At 41.7% G+C, this 22168-nt stretch carries 18 protein-coding genes; 8 read left to right on the plus strand and 10 right to left on the minus strand.

What is annotated here, in order from left to right; genetic code table 11:
• The first annotated feature begins 111 nt into the window (after positions 1-111).
• Entirely contained in the window at positions 112-972 is an 861-nt protein-coding gene (locus tag AAEY75_RS11095; RefSeq protein ID WP_352259601.1) for a bile acid:sodium symporter family protein, read from the plus strand.
• 79 nt (positions 973-1051) lie between these two features.
• Here AAEY75_RS11095 and AAEY75_RS11100 read toward each other — a convergent pair whose 3' ends face one another.
• Positions 1052-2881: an SIR2 family protein gene (locus tag AAEY75_RS11100; protein ID WP_352259602.1), complete on the minus strand. Its 1830-nt coding sequence runs from the start codon at positions 2879-2881 to the stop codon at positions 1052-1054.
• A gap of 116 nt (positions 2882-2997) precedes the next feature.
• Complete coding sequence (gene ahpF, locus AAEY75_RS11105; protein WP_352259603.1) at positions 2998-4575, minus strand: alkyl hydroperoxide reductase subunit F; 1578 nt, start codon at positions 4573-4575, stop codon at positions 2998-3000.
• 479 nt (positions 4576-5054) lie between these two features.
• Here ahpF and AAEY75_RS11110 point away from each other — a divergent pair, with 479 nt between their 5' ends.
• Entirely contained in the window at positions 5055-5303 is a 249-nt protein-coding gene (locus AAEY75_RS11110; protein WP_110924013.1) for an HP1242/YdcH family protein, read from the plus strand.
• A 163-nt stretch (positions 5304-5466) separates the two neighbouring features.
• Here AAEY75_RS11110 and ahpC read toward each other — a convergent pair whose 3' ends face one another.
• Positions 5467-6033, minus strand: coding sequence for an alkyl hydroperoxide reductase subunit C (gene ahpC / locus AAEY75_RS11115; protein WP_110924014.1), 567 nt, complete (start codon positions 6031-6033; stop codon positions 5467-5469).
• Between the two features lie 316 nt (positions 6034-6349).
• Between ahpC and AAEY75_RS11120 the strand changes: the two genes are divergently transcribed.
• Both AAEY75_RS11120 and AAEY75_RS11125 read left to right on the plus strand, forming a co-directional pair.
• Complete coding sequence (locus tag AAEY75_RS11120; RefSeq protein WP_110924015.1) at positions 6350-7258, plus strand: hydrogen peroxide-inducible genes activator; 909 nt, start codon at positions 6350-6352, stop codon at positions 7256-7258.
• Positions 7259-7281: 23 nt separating this feature from the next.
• Positions 7282-7986 (plus strand): HD domain-containing protein, encoded by a 705-nt coding sequence (locus AAEY75_RS11125; RefSeq protein WP_197218230.1) that lies wholly within the window; start codon positions 7282-7284, stop codon positions 7984-7986.
• Here the strand turns inward: AAEY75_RS11125 and AAEY75_RS11130 are convergent.
• The 7 genes from AAEY75_RS11130 to AAEY75_RS11160 form a co-directional block, all read right to left on the minus strand.
• The gene (locus AAEY75_RS11130) at positions 7960-8562 is read right to left on the minus strand and encodes a methyltransferase domain-containing protein (protein WP_197218228.1); all 603 of its coding nucleotides are present in this window, start codon (positions 8560-8562) and stop codon (positions 7960-7962) included. The genes AAEY75_RS11125 and AAEY75_RS11130 overlap by 27 nt on opposite strands.
• Before the next feature lie 112 nt (positions 8563-8674).
• Positions 8675-9337, minus strand: coding sequence for a M48 family metallopeptidase (locus AAEY75_RS11135; protein ID WP_352259604.1), 663 nt, complete (start codon positions 9335-9337; stop codon positions 8675-8677).
• 25 nt (positions 9338-9362) lie between these two features.
• Positions 9363-11036 (minus strand): DUF1513 domain-containing protein, encoded by a 1674-nt coding sequence (locus AAEY75_RS11140; RefSeq protein WP_197218224.1) that lies wholly within the window; start codon positions 11034-11036, stop codon positions 9363-9365.
• 3 nt (positions 11037-11039) lie between these two features.
• Entirely contained in the window at positions 11040-12191 is a 1152-nt protein-coding gene (locus AAEY75_RS11145; RefSeq protein ID WP_197218222.1) for an imelysin family protein, read from the minus strand.
• A gap of 116 nt (positions 12192-12307) precedes the next feature.
• Positions 12308-13957 (minus strand): di-heme oxidoreductase family protein, encoded by a 1650-nt coding sequence (locus AAEY75_RS11150; protein ID WP_352259605.1) that lies wholly within the window; start codon positions 13955-13957, stop codon positions 12308-12310.
• Between the two features lie 442 nt (positions 13958-14399).
• A complete protein-coding gene (locus tag AAEY75_RS11155; protein WP_197218218.1) occupies positions 14400-15860 on the minus strand; it encodes an imelysin family protein in 1461 nt (486 codons plus the stop codon).
• Between the two features lie 423 nt (positions 15861-16283).
• Positions 16284-16940, minus strand: a complete 657-nt coding sequence (locus AAEY75_RS11160) for a YiaD family glycine zipper/OmpA-like lipoprotein (protein ID WP_110924021.1) — start codon at positions 16938-16940, stop codon at positions 16284-16286.
• A 600-nt stretch (positions 16941-17540) separates the two neighbouring features.
• Here AAEY75_RS11160 and yihG point away from each other — a divergent pair.
• The 4 genes from yihG (at position 17541) to minD (ending at position 22166) form a co-directional block, all read left to right on the plus strand.
• Positions 17541-18503, plus strand: coding sequence for a 1-acylglycerol-3-phosphate O-acyltransferase, YihG family (gene yihG / locus AAEY75_RS11165; protein ID WP_352259606.1), 963 nt, complete (start codon positions 17541-17543; stop codon positions 18501-18503).
• Positions 18504-18946: 443 nt separating this feature from the next.
• Positions 18947-20044 carry a hypothetical protein gene (locus tag AAEY75_RS11170; RefSeq protein WP_352259607.1) on the plus strand — a complete coding sequence of 366 codons (1098 nt, stop codon included), beginning with the start codon at positions 18947-18949 and terminating at the stop codon, positions 20042-20044.
• A 146-nt stretch (positions 20045-20190) separates the two neighbouring features.
• Positions 20191-21021 (plus strand): septum site-determining protein MinC, encoded by an 831-nt coding sequence (minC, locus tag AAEY75_RS11175; RefSeq protein ID WP_352259608.1) that lies wholly within the window; start codon positions 20191-20193, stop codon positions 21019-21021.
• 332 nt (positions 21022-21353) lie between these two features.
• Entirely contained in the window at positions 21354-22166 is an 813-nt protein-coding gene (minD, locus tag AAEY75_RS11180) for a septum site-determining protein MinD (RefSeq protein ID WP_110924025.1), read from the plus strand.
• The last annotated feature ends 2 nt before the right edge of the window (positions 22167-22168 follow it).

The raw sequence follows: 22168 nt of genomic DNA on the forward strand, positions 1-22168 counted from the left end.
GTGAAAGGTTTACTAAATTTTTAATAACACTTAAGATGTTAGAGACACAAGGAATGTGATCTATTTAGAAAGTCATTTTAATATGGCTTTTAATTCAACAAGGAATGTTTTATGAGCGGTACTGCTCTGGCTTTACTCCCACTGGCTCTTGCCTACATTATGTTTACCTTAGGAACAGGGCTAAAACCCAGTGACTTTAAGGTTATCGTCAATTATCCCAAAGCTTTTTTTGTAGGTCTCGTCAATCAAGTTATTTTCGTGCCTTTGATTGCTTTGGCAGTGATTTTAGTAATGGCACCACCATCAGAAATCGCTTTTGGCATTATGCTGATTAGCTTTTGTCCAGGCGGTGTCACGAGCAACATGCTCACCTATTACGCCAAAGGCAATGTCGCACTGTCGGTCGCTCTCACTGGCGTGGTCAGCTTGTTATCAGTCATTACCTTGCCCATCCTAATCACCTTAGCGTTTAACCACTTTATGCAAGACCAAACAGGCTCTATTAGCGCGGTAAAGATTGGCGCTGTCATGTTTCTCTTAACGACGTTACCGGTTACCCTTGGTATGCTCGCTCGCTATAAGTTCACCAATTTTATGGTACGTAGAAGCAGTATTCTAAATGGCTTGGCCAGTATCTTCTTCGTATTGATAGTCTTCGCTGCCATCGCTTCTAACTGGGAGCTGCTAAAGTCACAGTTGACATCAATGGGGCTTGAGCTTGTCCTTATCATTATGGCTTTATTTATATTTAGTATTTTGACTTCTAAATTATTAAAGCTGAGCTGGTTTGATACCAAAACCATCTCTATAGAGACGAGCATTCAGAACAGTACGACTGCGATTACTTTAGCACCTATCATTATGGGAACAGCTGTTGGCCTGCCTGCCATCGCTTTACCTGCGGCGGTATATGGTGTATTGATGTATGTGATTGCTCTGCCAGTTATTGCGTTGATTAGGAATAAAAACTGATTATAGTAGACATAAAAAAACGCCCGTCCAGATATTGGATAGGCGTTTTTTAATAGTATAGAACGTCATACTTATACTTCTATTCGTTTATCTCACTCCAGACTTTTTCTAACAAATCTTTAAAATTATTATCAATATCTATGGGATGTTTAGCTATATCTCTTATCGTTTCATCATATAGAGACTGTCCGCCCTGCTGTAATGCTTTGCGTAAATGACTTTCAGAGTCATCTATGTTTCCTTGTAAAAACTCAGTGTAAGCCATATTTCCCAAAATTATCGGATGGTCATAATCTAAAGATTTTTTCAAAGCTGTCGAAAACTCCTTTGATGCTTTATACAGATAATCCTTTGCGACACTTGGATTTCGCCATTGTTTTTTTGCCTCTAATAATTTGACGTAACCTATATGATTAAAAGCCTTTGCTACAGAGGTTTGGAGAAATTTGTTATTACTATTCCTAAACCGCTTTATAATTTCATTACAAACTGTCATTTCATTATCTGACTGTTCGAGCTTGTTTAGTATAGCAGCCTTATTTGTGAGAGCCATTGCAACTGGTAATTGCAAAGCAAGTTCATCATTCTCACCAAATCGTGCAATAAGCTCATCACACATTTCAACAGCTTTGTCTAATTGCTTAAGCCTTATAAATACAACAGCTTTGTTTACTAATGCTTTCGCTACTTGCTCTTGTATATCCAACTCAATATCTTCTTTAAATCTATCGACCAGCTTTTCGTACATGCCAATTTGTTTATCCACACTGGTTTCTCGTTGTGCCAAACTGAAATAAGCTTGTGCCAACCTTAAAGACTGTTCATGATTTAGATGATTTTTTTTCTCTAACACTTGTATAATTTCTTCATAATTACCTTGCAAGTATTCTTTTAAAAAATCATTTTCTGCCTCCTTATCTTGCTGCTTCACTTCTTTAAGTTTATTTTTGGTTCCTAGTAAAATATCTTCCGTACTAGTATTGGCGAGGGTCGTTCGATTTTCCTTCTTCTTTTCTGATGATTCTTCCTTTGGCATTGGATAATTTGCTATCTCATCTAGCTCATCAAGCAAGTGCTGATAAGGATCTGCAAAAATTTTAGGTGGAAAGCAGCCTAACTCCTGTGCCAACTGAATAAGAAATAAATCTGCACCATTTTCGCAGCTCATATAATGCGCCAAGCTAGAAGTTAAAAGTTTCTGTTGCAGATGCTCTGGTGCTTTATCGCCCATATCAACCCAAAACAGCCGATGCTGATCACTGAACTGCTCTTCAACTTGTGGTAGAAATGCATCATTCTCACCACTATAGCCAATGAACAATGTTGGTGACTCACTCAAAGTATGACCAACGAATTCTTTGAGCCGTGTCGCATGTGCTTCTGTCTCAGAATCTGTATTTAATTGGACAAATCCGTGGCCCTGTCCATGAAGATGTACGATAGCAGGATCATCAATCAAACGGTGCAGGTTTAGATTAGCAGCAGTAAAGTCGTAAGTCGGTGGGTATTGCCCAAGCAATCCACAGCTACGCGCCAATAGATTATCAAAGTTAAATGTCAGTACACGACGAACATAACCTTCTTTTATCAAGCAAGCCAAAGCTATATGAGACCAGTTTATTTTTGCTTTCCCAATATATTCTTGTAGGTATCTACGACGTTTAGATGTCTCAAGACGTCCCATGCACTTACCATAATCCCTACGGTCTTCATCAGATAAAGGTTTTAATTCCAAAGCAAACTGTTCATTCAATTCTGATACAATTTTTTTAGCTAAAGGTATGCCTGCTGTGACAGAACATCCTGCACCAGTAATAAATATAAATGGCTTTTGGTCCTTATCCTCTCGGGCAGCCTGCATAAATTCAGCTAAATCTTTTATCGTATATTGATGCATGGAGTCATCCATTATCTAAGTGCCTTCATATAACCTTATATTTGTTTGGATATCATAACAAAAAACCACCTCAAAAGAGGTGGCTTCTTAGACTAACATTAGCACTGTAGGGTTTGGATCTGAATAGCTTATTGCATGACTAAATATTCAAACGCTGACAGTGCTGCTTTACTACCTTCACCCATCGCAATGTTGATCTGCTTAAATGGAACGGTCGTGACATCACCACAAGCGAAGATACCTTTGCGATCTGTGCGACAGCGCTCATCAATCTCAATCTCACCAAAACGATTTAAATCAACCAAACCTTTGATAAATCCAGTATTCGGTACTAGACCAATTTGTACAAATACCGCGGCCAAATCTAATTCTTTGGTATCACCTGAATTACGGTCTTCATAAACGATAGAGCTAACTTTACCATCTGTGGCTTTAATCTCTTTAGTCGCCGCGCTGGTAATGATATCAATATTGGCTTTTTCTTTGGCCTTGTTGATGAGCACCTGATCCGCTTTTAAATCATCAGCAAACTCAAATACCGTGACATGTTTTACGATACCTGATAAATCAATCGCGGCTTCAATACCAGAGTTACCACCACCAACGACCGATACATCTTTACCTTTGAAGAAAGGTCCATCACAGTGAGCACAGAACGCCACGCCTTTACCGATGTTCTCATCTTCGCCCGGTACGCCAAGCTTACGCCATTGAGCACCTGTCGCTAGGATAATACTACGAGTCTCAAACATCTCACCAGTATTCAGATGGATACGGTAGTTCTCATCTTCAGTTTCACTGATTTCTTTCACGCTCACGTGTTCTTTTAGCGTGATGTTGTATTCGTGCAGATGCTTAACAAAGTTGTTTGATAAGTCCGTACCGTTCGTTAATGGTACTGAAATCAAGTTTTCGATGTCTTGCGTGTCTTTGACCTGACCACCGATACGATCAGCAACCATAGTTACTTTTAGGCCTTTACGAGCGGTGTAAATCGCAGCTGCCACTCCTGCAGGACCTGCACCAATGATGGTCACGTCTTGCTGCTCTAGTTGATCAGCATCGTCTTCTACTTCTGACAATAAATCAGGGAACTGCTCTTGCAATTTTCCGATCAATTTAGCAGTGTCGATTAGTCCGTTAGCAAACGGCTTACCGTTTAAAAATACCGCTGGTACACCTTGGATGTTGTTCGCTTCTACCTGTTCTTGGAACAATGCACCATCGATCATCTCATTGCTGATATCGTCGTTCAGTAGCGCAAATTGGTTTAACGCTTGGACCACTTCTGGGCAGCTATGGCACGACAGCGATACATAGGTTTGGAACTGTAAGGGCTTATTAAAACGCTTGATTAACTTCTGGATACCTTCATCCAATTTTAGCGTATGACCACCCGCTTGTAAGATAGCCAAAATAAGCGAGGTAAATTCATGACCGCCTGGGATACCGCTAAAGACGATACCTGTATCTGTCAGTGAGCCATCGATATGACTGACTACTTTAAAACTGATTGGGCTTGGTAGACTGTCATCGTTCGCTGTCGCATCAAAATTGATTTTATCCGTCGTACCAGCGATTTTAGTCAAAAAATCAATCAACTCTGCACGCTTACTATGCTCGCCGCTACCCAATACAAAAGTAATAGGACGAGTCATGTTTTCACTGTAGCTCTTAATCGCGTCTAATAAACCTTGATCTATCATGTTTGTTCCTCTTCATTACTGGATATGTAACGGCAACTGTTGTGTTGCGCGTTCAAATATGGATTATTTAGTATTAATAATGTTGTCTAAAATATTATAGGCAATAAGCTTATGCCCTTTGATGTCTCTATTATCATAGGTTTGGAGGATTTGGGCAAGCTGAGAAACTCAAACCTTATGTTTTATAAAACCAATCATAAATCATTATTTAAAATTAAATATTAATCCATATGCAGATTAATTATCATAGTATAGAGGTTGTTTTTTCGCTACAATCAAGTAAGGCCGATAAGAAAAATTCTTATTTGTCTCGTAACAGATTGGCTTTTTCATAGGTTTATCATGAGGCCTCTCTGCTGGTATTAAGCCTTATCAATATTGAGTGAACGTTTTGGCTTAATAAAAATCAAGTCTCAAAATCATAACGACAATGCGCGGATGCTTATTGTTAGCTTGCGCTTCATAACAAGGATGAACACATGAGAAAGACTGATACTTTGCAAGACAACCGAGATGTTATTACTGAACTTAGGCAAAAAGACAGCCATTTTGCCAATATTTTTGATGAACACACTCAGCTTGATCAACAGATTAATCATCTGGAAAAAGATTTGGTAAAGCATGCTAGCCGTGATGAAGAAATAGAACAAATGAAGCGGCGAAAGCTGCAACTAAAAGATGAGATTTATAAAATAATCGATAAAAACAAATTACAATCTCATGCTTAATACATCATTTGTGATTGAACAGTAAAAATACTGATTAGTAAACGACATAAAAAGACCCCATCAACTTATGCTGATGGGGTCTTTGTTTATAGCATTGATATAGCCAATAGCTCTATATCTAACACTGCAAATATCTAAATCATTTGACTGATTGAGCCATTACTTAGATTTTACCAACAAGATCAAGACTTGGTTTTAGCGTTTCTTGACCAGCTTCCCAAGCTGCTGGGCAAACTTCGCCGTCGTTTTCACGAACGTACTGTGCTGCTTTCACTTTACGTAACATGTCTTTTGCACTACGGCCGATACCGCCAGCATGGATTTCAGCAACTTGAATCAAGCCATCTGGATCTACTAAGAACGTACCACGTTCAGCTAGACCAGCTTCTTCTATCATAACGTTGAAGCCACGGGTGATTTTACCAGTAGGATCGCCGATCATTGGATACTGTACTTTACCGATTGCATCTGAAGAATCATGCCATGCTTTATGCGTGAAATGAGTGTCAGTTGATACTGAGTATACTTCTACGCCTAGGCCTTTTAGCTCGTCATAATGAGCTGCCATGTCTTCAAGTTCAGTTGGGCAAACAAAAGTAAAATCGGCTGGGTAGAATAAGAAAATAGCCCAGTTGCCTTTTACGTCTTCTGAAGTGATGGTTTTGAACTCACCGTTTACGTACGCATCTGCTGAAAATTCTGGGATTTCTTGATTGATGATAGACGCCATGATTGGCTCCTTTATAGTTAAGTTAATTGGAATTTTTTGGTATGGATGTTTCTGTTAAGCCTTTAGTACTTTGGGCTACCTGACAAACTATACGCGAATTCTATCGTTAATCCAGTTAAAAGTTTTTAATGTGATGTTTTGTTTTATTAAACTTGTTAAACTATTATCTCTATTTTTTATCATCAGTGCGTGATACGTCATTGACTATATAACACATAGATTACATTAAGGTGACACCAAGGTCAGATATCGAACGGATACACCAAATAAGTCACCACAGTGCACCCTGTTAAAAGCCCATTAATAGAGAGGTTTTATGATTACTTTACGTCAGCTCGAGTTTGCCTTAGCAGTGGCCAAACACCGTCATTTTAAACGTGCAGCGGAAGACTGTAACATCTCTCAGTCTGCGCTGAGCTTGGGTATTGCCGAGTTAGAAAAGCAGTTGGATACACAGATTTTTGAGCGTAACAATAAGCAAGTATTGATTACTCCTATTGGCGAGGACATTCTAACGCGGGCGCAGCGAGTATTTTCTGAAGTTAGTGATTTGACCACACGTGCCCACAGCCATCAATCGCCGCTTGCATATCCGATGACCGTCGGCATCATTCCAACGATTGCGCCATACTTGCTACCGAAAGTATTGCCTGCCCTGCGAGCTCACCATCCAGAGTTTCGCATGACCATCGTTGAGCAACAGACAGAGCGCTTGCTAGAGCAAGTACGTTACGGTCATATCGATACTGCTATTATTGCATTACCTTATGCGGTAGATGGATTACATAGCTTTGAGTTTTGGAGCGAAGACTTCTTTGCTGTCTTCCCAAAAGAGGACGTGCATGCCAAGCTTGAAACCATCAATGCAGATGAGCTAGCAACTGCTAATCTCATGCTGCTTGGCGAAGGGCATTGCTTGACCGATCAGACGCTTTCTGTCTGTCATTTTGATCGTGCACAGATGAAATCAAGCTTTTCAGATGCCAGTTTGAACACACTTATTCAAATGGCACTTGCCAATATGGGCACAACATTGGTACCAGAGATGGCATTAGATCAGCTTCATCTACAAAACCAAAATGCCGTCGCAGTGCCATTAGCTGAGCAAGGCCCTCATCGCCATATAGCCTTTGTCACCCGTCTGAATTACGCTCGTGTCGATGATGTCAATCTGCTTGGCAAAGTATTCAAGCAAGCTTTTGAAGATGCGGCTAATAAAGCATAAATAGTAGATTATGAAGGGTAAATATGAACGAGTTGTCGCAAATTCACACTGAGCTGGGCAATCGTTTTTATTTGCATCTATCTGCTATGAATAGCGATGTCACGCCAGAAAACGCACAAGTACTCTGGCAAGATATCGCTGTGCGTTATAGTGAACACCAACGTGCTTATCATACCCTTCAACATATTCAGCAGTTATTTGGACAGTTCGAACAGATTAAGCACCACCTTAACGAGCTAAATATTATCGCATTGGCAATGTACTATCATGATGTGATATATGAGCCAACACGCTCAGACAATGAGCTGAAAAGTGCAGAATTTGCTGTAGATGTGTTAGGGCCTTATTTAAATGCTGAACAATGCCAACATATATACGCTCTGATTATGATGACTGCTAACCATAAAATTAATAAGTTTGATGAATGGTCAGGCATAGCTAAAGAGAAAAACAGCTATAGCGATGCGGCGTACTTATTGGATATGGATTTAAGTATTTTGGGTGCATCATGGCCTGAATATGAGAAATACGCTAAAGCAGTACGCCAAGAATACATACATGTTTCAATGGCAGATTACTGCGTTGGACGAACGGAAGTCTTAAAAGGATTATTAGCGCATCCCAAACTCTATCTGAGTGACCATTACTATGAGCAGTCAGAAACGCAAGCTCGGGATAATATCAAGCGTGAGATTAAGTCGCTACTTCACTTGCAGCTTAACGAATAGCTCACTACCCTGCCGTGCAGAATGCGAGTTATAACTCGGCTCTATTATTTCTATATCAAAAACGCTCTCAAAACGCTGTTGGTATTCTTCTTTCGTGCCACCGAATGGTGGTTCTTGTCGCCCAAAATCTCTATCAAACAGCAAGCCGATCAGCTTACCTTTAGGTTTTAGCAACGCAGCCATTTGCTCGACATACTCATCTCGGCGTGCTGGATTTATCGCACAAAAAAACGTCTGCTCAAGCACCCAATCAAACTGATGTTGCTCAGGTGATAAACCAAAGAAATCTGCACAGATTAAATGCTCAGTTGGAAAGTCAGGATAACGCTCAGCAAATGCTTGAATCGGGGCAGGCGCAAAATCAACCAAGGTAACATTGGTAAAACCTTGCTCATGTAGATAACCTACTTCGTATGCATTGCCCGCACCCGGAACTAAAATCGCCTGACCTTTCGCAGTCTCAGGTAACTGATCAATGTATACTTTGAGCGGTGGCGACACTTCGCCCATGTCCCAACCGATACTGTCTTGCTCATAACGCTGCTGCCAAAAATCAGCCTGATTGACACTCTCCATATGACATCCTTATCTATCTGGTTTAATCATTGAAACACAAACAATTACAACGACACAAAACGCACCGTTCTCACCTATCATATCAGTCTTATTTATTTTCTGACGTATATCTTTAATCTAACTTTCCCATTTTACCTGCCAGCATATTATGCCAATGCTGATAATCCGGCATCGCTGTCGCTACTGTCTGCCAAAATGCAGAACTATGGTTGGCATGATGCAAATGGCACAGCTCGTGGACGATGACATATTCGGTACATTCAATGGGATAAGCGGGAAGATAGACAGATAACCAGACCCGACGCACACGCGTATTGCAGCTACCCCAGCGTGTATGCATTTTTTTTAGGCGTATTTCATTAGCACGGGCACCAACGATGGGCTGCCATTTGTCAAACAAAGTAGGAATAACGTCGGAGAGCTGTTGCCGATAATAGGCGATTTTTTCATCGGGGCTGAGTGTAAAGGTCTGCGCTATACCCCATAATAATAGTGGGCTATTGGTAGTTGAGGACTCGGTTAAGGTGTGCTGTTTGCGCTTATACTGTTCCAATACTTGTGCATGATTAGCCACTGCCCACGATACGCGCTGAGCAACAGCCTGTACAATCTGTGCAGCACTCATAGATACTGGCACAGATACCATCAACAGATAAGGCTTTAGACGAAAATTAATATTTTTGACACGTTTTTTAGTAACCTGTAGCTCAATGCCTGCTTGTGCAAGTTGTTGCTTGGCGAGTATTGATATCGATGTCGTATCTTGTGTCGCCATCGTTATCTATTGCCTCTCTCACTTATCACAACAATGCCTGCAAGTGGTTATCAAAAGACATTTTGTGTCGCTGACTGTCTTGAATAATTCGATCAGCTAACGCCACTCTCTTATCTAATTGTTCATCTGCTTGGTTTGCCGCTTGAGCTGATGGAGCCACATTCAAAGTTGTCAGTTGCCCTTGCCCATCGCTAACGATAAAACCTAGTAATTGATTTTCTGATAACAGCGCATTGTGCCCGTTAGACTCGTTATAACTATTACGAGATGATACCGATGCCCCTGCACAATCTGGCAAACTTACTGTATCAATCAGCGCGCGAGTGGTTAAATCATAAATAGCCGCACATCCACCAATAGGTGTCGTTACGCATAATAGATTGCGCTCACTATCGACCGCCACACTGGCGATATACTGATGAAAGCGTTGCCATTGATTATTCGGCATCGTAAGCGGCTCAAAATCAGTATCACCGCGCTTATGTGTGAGCACTAATGGCACATTGATATGTCTCTCACCTTGAAACTGGATACCAATCATCACCGTACCATCATCATGCATGGCTAAATGGCGTACGCTCATCTGATTATGCTCAGGAAGGACCTGTTCAAGCAATGTGCCGTCATGACGGTTCAGATACACCAGCGATGGTCGCATGGTATCTAAATTTAGCTCTTCACGAGAAGCTTGCTCAGTCTTAATACCACCATTTGCGATAACGAGCGTCTCGCCATCTGGATGCATAATCAGCTCATGTGGACCGATGCCATGTGAGTCAAACTCTACAATTTTTTGATAGCCTTGATTGATATCATAGATACCAACTTTACCCGCTAAATCTACCGTATTATTTTCGGTGACATACAGCAACTTGCCATCCAAGCTGTAGCAAGCATGACCATAAAAATGACGATTAACGGATGCTTCGATAGCATGCTTTACTTGACCACTTGCCGTATCCAATACCCAAAACTTTTCACTGGGACGGCGACCCATGACGACGACATCACGAGTTGCTTGGCTATGAGAGTCAGACAACACTGGTTGAACGACAATATCATGCACACGCTCTGGCATAGTCGTTTGCCAGACAATTTGGCGATCTGCATCGATGCCGACTACACCGTAGCCATCAACGCTTTCCTCATCGCTCGTCAATGCTGCCACTTGTGGCATTGATGCGACACCACTCACCCAACATACGGGACGTGCCAGCATGGTGGTGGTATGAACTGTAGAAAAATCCGGAATTACATCAGCACTATTAATACGACTATCAACATGACTATCAACACAACTATCGCCATCATAATCCATGCTCGATGAGTAGCTTTGATAAGCCTGATGCCAAGTATTGGTAGTCTGCTGATAGGCGTACTGTAGCCTTGATAATTGTTGCGTAGCGGCGGATTGGGGTGACGTTAGGAATGATAGCTGTGATGACACCTGTAACGACAATGACTGAAACTGCGTACCTAGCCCGACCACATAGTCTTGCAAACGCGCAGATGGATAACGCTGCTTACGGTAGCGATGGTGTATTCCAACCAACGCTGCCGTACTAAGCGCTGTCAATGCCGACGTTTTAAGCACTTCCTGCTTAAAGCATCTATCCAATAGAACTAAACGCTTGATACCGTTTGTTTCAGTAGCATCTATTTCGGTAGCGTCTTTTACTGTATCACCCTGTGTCTGCATCGCTTAATCACCATCTGTGCTATTGAATCCGACACGAATACCGAGTGTTGGAATCAATTGACGTTTAATCAGGCGTGTTATCGTCGTTAGATGATCATACAACGCTTGCTGCGAGTCTTTATCTGCCGTCGCCAAGTCCTCTGGCATTTGCGCTAGTAGCGTGGTGGTCTCAGCCAGTTCGGTTGATAAATTATTACCCACTTCGCTGTCGTTATTACTATTTAGTATTTCGGTCAATACTGGGTCAGTCAGCACTTTATTCAATGTCGCAAGCTTCGCATTGATAATCGCGCGACTTTGTGCGGCAGTAGCAGCAGGTAGGTGACCTTTCGCTTTACCGGTTAGACCCAATGGTTGATCGATGGCGTTAGACTTCATGGTTTCGACCAACGATAGCAAAGAGTTGAACCATTGATTCAGTCCTTGGTCACTGTCAGCTACTTTATCGATTGCCAATAACTTCGTTGAATTCTGCTGCCAGTTTTTCTCAATCTCTTTTAGGCGTGTGCTCAACGCACTGCTTGCACTGATGACATAAGCACATTGGCCAGCGTCTAAACTGTCATTCGCATATAGTGCTTCTTCTAGTCCTGGGACACCTTGGACAATCGCACTTTCGTTAGCGAGTTGCTCAGCGGTCAGCTGCGGATTAGCAGTGATGAGATCTGCAACGCCACTATGTACCAAGCCACGTTCGTCAGGGTAATAGTTAATGTACAAATTACTCATACTGGCAGTCGCAGGACCAAAGTTAATCATCTCAGCGCTTGCCCATGTTTGTGCTAAAACGAGCCATTGATCGCGCAGCGCTTGTAGTTCCTCACCACTGACTGGTCCTGACTGGCAATGCGTTTGTGCCAAATCATGCAATAGGTCACTTTGCTTGGCCACATCAGCATACGCTGGAATGACAATGTCATCAGCCACATGGGTCAGATAAGCGGTTTCGGTATCGGTACTGATGTCTACTGCATTAATCTTAGCAGTAATATCACCATTCTCTTCTGCTGGACTGCTGGCAGCAGCGCTGTCTTGCGCAACTTCTTGGCTATCCGTCTCTTGTGCTTTATTGTCATCAGCAGGCTTAACACAGCTGATTAGCAATCCAGCGCTTAATGCAGATAACGCCATTGCCAAAGCATGGTTTATTTTCATAGGTTTCTCGGTATTTATATAAGTAATTATTTCAATCGTTGTATCTGTAATAGGGCAGACTATTTTATTAATATCTGCCCTATTTAGGTATTAAACGTAAATAAACAACCGCGCTTTTATAATGATTTTAAGAACGCATTCAATTCAGCACGCCCTTGTTTATCAAGTTTGAGCACTTCTTTCTGTTGTTTTTCAGACTCTCCACCATGCCATAGAACGGCTTCCATCAAGGTGCGAGCACGACCATCATGCAAGAATGTCGCTTGTGGATCCACAATCTGAGCAAGACCCACACCCCATAATGCAGGGGTACGCCATTCATAAGAATTGGCCAAAAATTCAACTTGCGCCTCTTTTGGTGGTAGCTTGCCAGCAATTGTACGATCAGCAAGATCATCACCCATATCATGTATCAGTAGATCGGTATAAGGATAGATCACTTGCCCATGCTGCTCAAGACGATCATCGTCGGTTTTTGGCAACTGATACCTTGGCGTATGACAGCTCTGGCAGCCAATGTCATAGAATCGTTTTTTGCCAGCCAAGACCAATTCATTATCCGCATCACGGCGATTTGGAACCGCTAGGTTACGAGTATAGAATTCTACAAACTTTGCCACGTCATCATTAACTTCAACAGGTAGTTTACCGTTACCTTGCTCATCAGCACCAGTCGTCGCATTCAGACAAGCTGTCTGCGTCGGCATACAAGACTCATTAGGGCGGATATTTGACGTCAGCCCCATGTCTTCATTAAAGGCACTCTGGTTTTGGGTAATCAGCTTGGTTTGTCCCGCTTTCCAACCAAAGCGTCCGAGTGCATTTTTACCCGTTTGTGGATCCATTACCCAGTTGAATTTTCCGCTAATATCACCTTTTAACTTCATAGCTTGATTTTTGATAGCCTCATCTGGAATCTGCTCCAGTAGCCCAAGTCCAATCATAGGTAAAGCCACACGCGGTGATACCATCAATTCATCATCTAATTTACCGTAACCAGGTTGGGTTAGGTTAAAAGTAGGTGCACGTAACGTTTCGACGTAGCCATCAGCAAAAGTGACTGGCTTATCTGTCCACTGTACCGATATCCTCGCTTCAGCAGGCACACCTTGGATACCGCGATCCTGAAGCTGACCACCATACATGGGATGCACTACTTTTTCGATCAAAGAGTCTTTTAGCTGTTGACGCTGCTCATCGGTCGTCGCAGGCATCGCCAGACGAATGAGCAAGCTATCGGCATCATCATCGGCATTCATAGGCGCATGACCACGACCGTCTTTTACATGACAAGACTGACAAGCGGCAACATTAAATAGTGCGCCCAGACCATCACGGCTATCTGTACTGGCAGGTGCAATGACCCACGGTTGCTTAAAGAACGCATTACCAATAAAAAACGAGCCTTTACGTGATGCCGTCAGGTTTGATGACGGCTTCGAGTAACTCTCCGCACTACTGATACTGATACCAGTATCACCGCCCTGTTTGATCTCTTGTGGATCAAAACTTGCTAACTGCTGCATTGGCACGCCAGCGAGCGTTTCTATCGTCTCAATACGCTCAGGAGCGACTGCCTGGTTTTCACCATTTTCTACTGCAGCTTGTTCATCAGAACCATCAGACGTACTGTCATTCGGCTGACAAGCACTGAGAGACAGCGCACAGAAGATACCAATTGTCAGTTTTGACGGTATATTTTTATTGATAAAAGAAGAATAAAATGAGGCAGGTTTTTTGATTTTTAAGACGTTTGCGGTGTTCATAAAAAAAGTACCTTAGTTCTAGCATAGAACCATTAAAATCGCGGGCTATAAAGTTCTTCACTTTTAGTCGATAAGGCACAGCTAGACACCGACCTCTCAAGCTATTTTAATACGGCAAAAAAACACGTTGCCAACTTGGTCGACAACGTGCGTATTATACCTAAATTATTTTGCTAGGAAAATAATTCTCATTAAGGCGTGTCCTCATTTTAAAAATGATGATAAAAATGAGATAAATTGCAGTCAAACAAGGAGAATAGCGCAAATAATATCGAGATATTAGTCAGCTATTTGACGCTGTTTGGCAAGATTTAGCCATTTTTAACCCATTTAGATAACTATCGATTGAATTGAGGACATGCCCTAGCTTATAGCGACTTATCAGGAATTATAAACAAATACAGTTAGGCTTTTGACATCCTGAGAATGTATAGCTCTCAACTTAAAACTGCGAACCTGCATCAGCATCTAAATTATCGATACCAACTGCTTTTGCCGCATTTTCAATACCAACGGTCAGCTCTTGTAAGCTAGTGATACCAGCCTCAACCCATCCACGGCGAACGTTTTGTTCTTCAGCAGAGATACCTTGCTTGCTTACTTGACCTGCAGTAGCAATCATTTGATCGATTTTGATACCTTCTTTTTCGCCTTTTTCAACAATCACGTTAAAGGCAGCTTCTACTTTAGCAAAATCTGTAACCAATTGATCAGCAGCCGCTTTGTTATCAGTATCAACGAGGTAGTCTTTTAGGCCATAACCGCCAACCGTTTTACCAGTGACTGTCTTGTAGTTACCGTTAAAGACATTTTGAATGCCGCGAGCATTATTGGCATAGCTTAGATGTGTTAAGTCACTGAAGCACTCATGCTCATCTTCAGTAGAGCCAGTCACAAACGCAACCTGCATACGCTCAGAGGCAAGCTCACCCAGTGCTAAGCTACCCATTTGATACATAATCTGGCGCAGACCATTGTCATATTTACGTGCCATTAGATCGCTACGCAAGGTGTTTTCGCTCTCAGGCTGCCACTCGGCTTCCATCGCGGTTAGATCATCTACTAGCAATTGAGTAGCGGATGTCAAAAATTCGCCGCGACGCTCACATGTACTAGCATCATCATTGACAGTATCACCACTGGTACATTGACCTGCTTCTGTTGCATAGTCAGTCACAGGGCGATTACCAGCACCTTCGTTAACGCCATTGGTATCTTGACCCCATAGCATGAATTCGATGGCATGGTAGCCAGTCGTCACATTGGCTTCACTACCACCAATCTCATTCATCTCTGCTAACAGCTCAGGCGTAATAGTGCTGGTATCTTGATTGATGCTACCAACCGTAATAGTATCGCTATTGATGATGTTGTCTTGACTGTTGTACTCGCCTTCATAGCTGTCACTGACATAATCAATCAATGCTTCGTCAAGTGGCCAAGCGTTCATTTGTCCTTCCCAACCATCGATGCTACCAATAGCACGTTTGTCGTTTGCAGTCACAAAACCTTCGTCAAAACGGAAAATCTCAGTTTGTGAGTACGGTTGGCGAGCGGCTTTGTAAGCAGCTTTTGCCGCATCAAGGTTTTCTTGAGTTGGTGTTGCTACGTATGCTTCTACTGCTGTTTGCAACAATTTAGCCGTATCTAGCGAGTCTTTGTACGCAGCGTGTGCCATATTTGCATAACTGCTGATCAGTCTGTCATTGTGCGCTTTATCAGCAGCTGATAGATCTGTATTGTCAGTAGCTTCTGCGTTTTGTACTTCTGTTTGAGTATCCACACTAGTATCAGTATTTTCTTCGGTTTGCTTGGTACAACCTGACACCAATAACAACCCTGCAAGCGCAGCAGCTAAAGTAGTTGGTAAAGTCTTGCGGCTCATTACGGTAGTAATCGTCATACATATCCTCAGAATATAGCAAAAAAATTGGTTTTGATGAAAGCTCATCAATGATATTAGTGCATGTTACGGCAAGCTAGTTTATCCATGCATAGATTTTTTATTATGCACAACTAAAACATATAGCATTAAAACATTAAGAAAACTTTACAAATTATAGTAGTATTGATAATCATTATCAATATTTAATTTTGAACTGGTCTTTCACTAGCCTTTGAGCTGCAAAAGTAATCATATTGAAAGCACTATTTAAGCGCCTACCTACTATGTTGGTTTCATGCTATCGATGCTTCATAGTCTGAAAATAAATAAAATTATCAAATTCAATCCACAAAAAAAAGACCAGCTTATCGCTGATCTTTTTTATGAATAATCTTAGCACTTATAAAGATTATTTAAACAATAATTATATAGAACTACTAATTAGTTTACGCTCTGTGGCGCATTAACAGTTAACTCAACACGGCGGTTTTGTTGACGACCATAGTCAGTGCTGTTATCTGCTACTGGACGTGATTCACCATAAGCAACAACATTAACACGATTAGAAGCAACACCGCGAGCCGTTAGATAGTTAGCAACTGAGTAAGCACGATCACGTGATAGACCCATGTTATAAGAATCTGAACCTTGGCTATCAGTGTGACCTGCGATAGTAATCGTGTTTTGGTTATACTGATTCATAGTAGTAGCAAGCTTATCAAGCGTTGGCTTGAAAGATGAGCTTAGTGTTGAATTGTCAAAAGAGAATGTGATGCTACCTGGCATTACTAGATCGATGTTACCAGTTGTTGGATTTTGTTCAACAGTTACACCAGTACCAGCCATTTGCTGCTCAAGCTGCTTGGCTTGACGATCCATATAGTAACCAACGCCAGCACCCAAAGCTGCACCAATAGCAGCATCACGACCAGTCTCATCGCCACCAGTCGCTTTAGAGATAGCGGCACCACCAAGTGCACCAGCTAAACCTCCAAGCGTTGTTTTATTCAAACTTTGTTGCCCAGTAGTTGGATCAGTAACACAACCGCTAAGAACTAAACCTGATGCTACTGCTGCAATCATTAATGTATTACGCATAATATTTCCTCTTAAGTTTAAAAAATTGTGCTTTTTATAAATATTGTCTATTAATTGACGCTATGTAGTTACATGCACTTTCATCATTATGGCAATTGCAGTCTAACTATGTGTAATATTTTGTCACAACTGTGTACGAGAAGTGACTAGTAACTTTTCATGATTCTAGCCATCAACATGAGACCTTTAGCTACTGACTATAAGGTGTTATCACAAGTCACGTTTGTATTCGTACACTATGATTTGTTTCTGCTAGAATTATGCTGCAGCAATACTCAGAGCCAAAAATATGAACAACCTTGCTAAATAAACACCCATATTCGTCGGAATTTTAACTTTATTTATCTTTTTAAGCGTATCTGACGAAATAGTCACTAGGGTGTGTCGTCAATTAGATTGTGAGGCTTAAAATGAAAAAATGGTAGATAAACAAGGAAGAAATTGCCGTTAATATGAACATATTGACAAAATTACTGACGATGTTTAGCAAAATTTAGCCATTTTAAGCTCACTAAATATATTTATGTGCTAATTGATGACACGCCCTAGTAAAGCACTGAATAACTTATAGACCAATAAGACTGACCTAAAAGGATTAGCATGCGACTGACCTCCACTATTAAAAAAATACACAAACGCACGCCTAAACTAGCAAAAGCGATTTCACTTGCGACGGCAACTGGCGTTATCGCAGCCAATAGTTTCGGCGGTAGTATTCCTCTATGGTTGATGGGCGTTGGCAAGATTATCACTGGTGCTCCTATGGCGGATAAAACCGTGATAAAAATCGCCACTTATTGGATCAGTAGTAATAATGATTTAATCGACAACATGTTGCCGCGTAAAGATTGGCGTATTAACTTACCCGATGATGTTCATATCAATGGCAAATATCTACTGGTCAGCAATCATCAGTCTTGGGTCGATACCAGTATCGTGCAGTACATCAGCGAAAAACGCCTGCCGCTGACACGGTTCTTTACCAAGTTTGAATTAATCTATATCCCCATTGTTGGTCAAGCTTTTTACTTTTTAGATTTTCCAATGATGCGCCGACATTCCAAAGAAGCCGTCGCAAAAAACCCTGCATTAAAAGGCAAAGACATCGAAGAAGCCAAACGCGCCTGTGCACTGTTAAAAGACAAGCCGTTTACCTTATTAAATTACTTAGAAGGCACGCGCTTCGCCAAAGCCAAACACGCTAAGCAGCAGTCACCCTATACTCACCTGTTAAAACCACGAGCGGGTGGACTGTCATTAGCAATTAACGCACTAGGTGAAGATATCGATGGCATGCTCGATATGACGATTGTTTATCCCGATGGTGTACCGACCTATAGCGATCTATGGAAAGGTAATATCAAGCGCTTGGGTGTTGATGTCAGATACATCGAGATACCTGATTCATTATTTGCTGGTATCAAAAATGGTGGCTACGAAAATGATGATGCGGTAAAGGCCCAAATGTTCGATTGGGTTGAGCAGATATGGCGCGAAAAAGACCAACTCATTACCAATATGCTGGCTGATTTCGATACCAGTCCCAAAATCAAAGATACTTAAAACCATTAGGAAAATAAAAACCAAACGGCAACCTTATTCAGCGCATATCAGTATCAAGATTAATCACTATTTTTTTAAACACTGACCTTAAATGATAACTCTTAAATAGTAATGCTTAATTATAATGAAAGATGGGTTGTTTTTTAGCCCTATTCATTGATAATGTGAACAGTCATGAGCGTATGACTTTCTAAATAATAGCGACTTTTATAACGCTATATTAGGGCGTATCATCAATTAGCACATAAATATATTTAGTGAGCTTAAAATGGCTAAATTTTGCTAAACATCGTCAGTAATTTTGCCAATATGTTCATATTAACGGCAATTTCTTCCTTGTTTATCTACAATTTTTCTCATTTTAAGCTTTACAATCTAATTGATGACACGCCCTCGCTAAGCCGCTTACTTCTTATGCCATTTATTATTTATAAGGTTTGACTGTGCCCGCCTCTCCTACTACTAGCCCGCCGCTAGACGACTCAGCGTCATTACCGGACCAATCCCCTAATCAGTCGGATAATAAGCCGTCACGACCAAATCGCCCCAAGCCAAATCGCCTAAAGCTGACTTACGACATCGTAATGATGATCATCATCAGCATTGATCTCTTATTGATTAGTATTGATGCTATTTTAATGAGTAATTTTAGTGCTCATATCGCAGGATGGCTGACCATTGGTGAGGCTCTCAGTTGGTATCAAAATACCTTGCATGATCCTTTGCGTACTGCTGGTGGGTTCTTTACGATATTCTTAATCGTTGAGCTATTCCTGCGTTGGATGATTGCTATTAAAGAAAGAGCCTACTACCGCTGGTTCTTTTTTCCCTTTGTACACTGGTATGAAGTATTAGGTTGCTTTCCGCAACTACGCGCTTTACGTTTGTTTCGAGCAGTGGTCATCGGACGACGCTTATACCAGCTTGGCTACCAAGTGCTGCCGCAGCCGTGGATTAATCGCATCAAGTTCTATATCGACTTACTGCTAGAAGAGTTATCGGACCGTGTCATATTGACCACCATCCAAAACTTTCGGCAAGAACTGACCGACCCTGAAGCTCACAAATCATTTATCGAATCGACGATTTCGCGAAATCGTGATGAAATCGAAGCGGTGTTACTTTCTCTATTACGTACAGAGCTAACACCCAAATTGCAAGAATTGACGGCAGCATCAGGTGGCGGCAGTATCTTAGCCGCTGAGGTAGGGAATGCCATCGAAGAAGGCCTGGCCAATACGCCTGAGCTACGTCGTTATCTACGCATGATTCCTATCGCTGGCAGTTTGATTGAATCACAGTTGCAACATGTTGGGCATAATATAGGTGAAAACGTCGTTTACGCACTGAATCAACGTCTCCTTGATCCTAAGCTTCTCGACTCATTAATGGTCGCGATTGCCCGTGGTGTTGCACAAATAAATACGGATAATACAGCGCTAGATACTTTGATTTCGAGTATCATTGAAGACAGTTTGACTGAGTTTGAAGCGCAGGTAAAAGTGCAACAGTGGAAACACCAAGACATGCTTAATCTATAAGCCCTACTGCTAATAATATGCTTCGATGATAAAATAGTTTGGCGGAGTCATAACAGAGACTAAAGTCATAGCACAAAACAGTATGGCTCGATAATAAAAACAGCACCGTGAACACAGCGATAGAATGAATTTTTGAGGATTTATATATGACAGTTTTAGATAGTGACAACCAGACCTCGAACGCCGCACCAATGCCAGCACTGGCATTTTATGGCAAGATGCTGACCTTTTCACGTTTGCAGTTCAATACAAATGATTTGAGCGCTATTGAATCACAGCTTAATGAGACTTTTAGCAACAAATCTAGCAACATTCCCATTCTTATTGATAGTGAAGTCGAGCAAGACTTGTCAGCATTAGTGGAACTGTTATGGTCATGTGGTCTACAGCCCATCGGTGTGGTCACGGGTATGATGGATTCTCAAGCGCGCGCGCAACGGTTGGCGATTTTCCCTGCCGATGGCAAACGTATCGAGCGTATCGTACCCACTAAAAAGCCTGCTGTTACAGTGAGTAAAGCGCTCGAAGACAGTAAAACAGACTCAGTCAATAATGACCCTGCGACTGCCGCCAACGAATCACTTACTGAGACAACCATATCTGATACCTCAACAGAGTCACTAGCAAGCGACGAGCATATAACTAGCCTAATCTATGACCAAATGCTACGCTCAGGACAAAGTCTCAATCACGTCGGTGGCGACTTGATTTTGACCAACAGTGTCAATAGCGGTGCTGAAGCGATTACGGACAACAGCCTACATGTCTATGGCCGCGCTCAAGGGCGTTTGGTTGCAGGTGCTACGGGTGACAAAGATGCTCGCATTTTTTGTCAGGTTTTCAATCCTTCATTGGTCTCGGTTGCAGGTACTTATTGCTTACGAGATAACTTACCACCACATGTCGTTGATAAAGCCGTACAAGTAAGATTTGTAGAAGGTGAAGGCTTGGTGTTTACGGTGATAAGTGATACCTAATTTGAATGGCTTTTAAATAAACTCTCAAATACTATAGTAAGTTTATTTAACAAAACTGTTCTATGATGAATCACTGACTATGCCACTATTTGTACCTTTAATGAGTGTTTATTTTATTATTCATCATAGGCAGTATTGGCTAATAAATTTTAGGCAATATTACCTTGTAGCCTATATATGAGCAGTTTCCCTGCTTTAGTGCAGACTCGCTATAAATTTTTGTTTATTTATGCTAGGCTAGCTTCGCAGGTAGTGCATATATGCTATAAATGTAATATATAATTGCGCTATTTATATAAAGATATCCCATTGATTCATAGGAGTGTGCCATTGTGGCGAAGATAGTTGTAATCACTTCAGGTAAAGGCGGTGTGGGCAAAACCACGACAAGTGCCTCTTTTGCCGCTGGTTTAGCATTGCGTGGCTATAAAACAGTCGTTATCGATTTTGATGTGGGTCTACGTAATCTAGACTTGATCATGGGTTGTGAGAACCGAATTGTTTATGACTTTGTTGACGTTATTAACGGCAATGCACGTTTATCGCAAGCGCTGGTTAAAGACAAACAGCTTGAAAACTTGTTCATCCTACCTGCCAGTCAAACGCGTGACAAAGACGCGCTGACAGATGAAGGTGTGGCAGAGATCATGGCTGAGCTGTCTAAACAGTTTGACTATATTATTTGCGATTCACCTGCTGGTATCGAACGCGGTGCTCAGTTGGCTATGTATCATGCTGATGAAGCGATCATCGTCACAAACCCTGAGATTTCTTCAGTACGTGACTCAGATCGTATTATTGGTATTTTGCAAAGTCAGACCAAAAAGGTTGAAGAAAACCAAGGCTCTGTACGTGAGCACTTGATTATTACTCGTTATAACCCTGAACGTGCAGCGGCTAATGAAATGATGGATATCGACACGATTTCTAATGATATTCTGAAAGTACCTTTGCTTGGTGTTGTTCCTGAGAGCCATGCTGTGCTTGAAGCATCTAACCATGGCGAGCCTGTCATCCATTATACCGACTCGGTTGCTGGTCAGTGTTATGATGATATTGTCGCCCGTTTCTTGGGTGAAGAGCGTCCACTCCGTCATCTTGACGTGAAGAAGAAAAGTTTATTACAGCGCTGGTTTGGGGGTTAATG

The organism is Psychrobacter sp. TB55-MNA-CIBAN-0194 (genome assembly GCF_040309505.1).
Lineage (GTDB): Bacteria > Pseudomonadota > Gammaproteobacteria > Pseudomonadales > Moraxellaceae > Psychrobacter > Psychrobacter fozii.

Excerpts from the sequence above, each read along its gene's own strand:
- AAEY75_RS11095 (WP_352259601.1), top strand. The coding sequence starts at position 112 with ATGAGCGGTACTGCTCTGGCTTTACTCCCACTGGCTCTTGCCTACATT.
- AAEY75_RS11100 (WP_352259602.1), bottom strand. The coding sequence starts at position 2,881 with ATGGATGACTCCATGCATCAATATACGATAAAAGATTTAGCTGAATTT.
- ahpF (WP_352259603.1), bottom strand. The coding sequence starts at position 4,575 with ATGATAGATCAAGGTTTATTAGACGCGATTAAGAGCTACAGTGAAAAC.
- AAEY75_RS11110 (WP_110924013.1), top strand. The coding sequence starts at position 5,055 with ATGAGAAAGACTGATACTTTGCAAGACAACCGAGATGTTATTACTGAA.
- ahpC (WP_110924014.1), bottom strand. The coding sequence starts at position 6,033 with ATGGCGTCTATCATCAATCAAGAAATCCCAGAATTTTCAGCAGATGCG.
- AAEY75_RS11120 (WP_110924015.1), top strand. The coding sequence starts at position 6,350 with ATGATTACTTTACGTCAGCTCGAGTTTGCCTTAGCAGTGGCCAAACAC.
- AAEY75_RS11125 (WP_197218230.1), top strand. The coding sequence starts at position 7,282 with ATGAACGAGTTGTCGCAAATTCACACTGAGCTGGGCAATCGTTTTTAT.
- AAEY75_RS11130 (WP_197218228.1), bottom strand. The coding sequence starts at position 8,562 with ATGGAGAGTGTCAATCAGGCTGATTTTTGGCAGCAGCGTTATGAGCAA.
- AAEY75_RS11135 (WP_352259604.1), bottom strand. The coding sequence starts at position 9,337 with ATGGCGACACAAGATACGACATCGATATCAATACTCGCCAAGCAACAA.
- AAEY75_RS11140 (WP_197218224.1), bottom strand. The coding sequence starts at position 11,036 with ATGCAGACACAGGGTGATACAGTAAAAGACGCTACCGAAATAGATGCT.
- AAEY75_RS11145 (WP_197218222.1), bottom strand. The coding sequence starts at position 12,191 with ATGAAAATAAACCATGCTTTGGCAATGGCGTTATCTGCATTAAGCGCT.
- AAEY75_RS11150 (WP_352259605.1), bottom strand. The coding sequence starts at position 13,957 with ATGAACACCGCAAACGTCTTAAAAATCAAAAAACCTGCCTCATTTTAT.
- AAEY75_RS11155 (WP_197218218.1), bottom strand. The coding sequence starts at position 15,860 with ATGACGATTACTACCGTAATGAGCCGCAAGACTTTACCAACTACTTTA.
- AAEY75_RS11160 (WP_110924021.1), bottom strand. The coding sequence starts at position 16,940 with ATGCGTAATACATTAATGATTGCAGCAGTAGCATCAGGTTTAGTTCTT.
- yihG (WP_352259606.1), top strand. The coding sequence starts at position 17,541 with ATGCGACTGACCTCCACTATTAAAAAAATACACAAACGCACGCCTAAA.
- minC (WP_352259608.1), top strand. The coding sequence starts at position 20,191 with ATGACAGTTTTAGATAGTGACAACCAGACCTCGAACGCCGCACCAATG.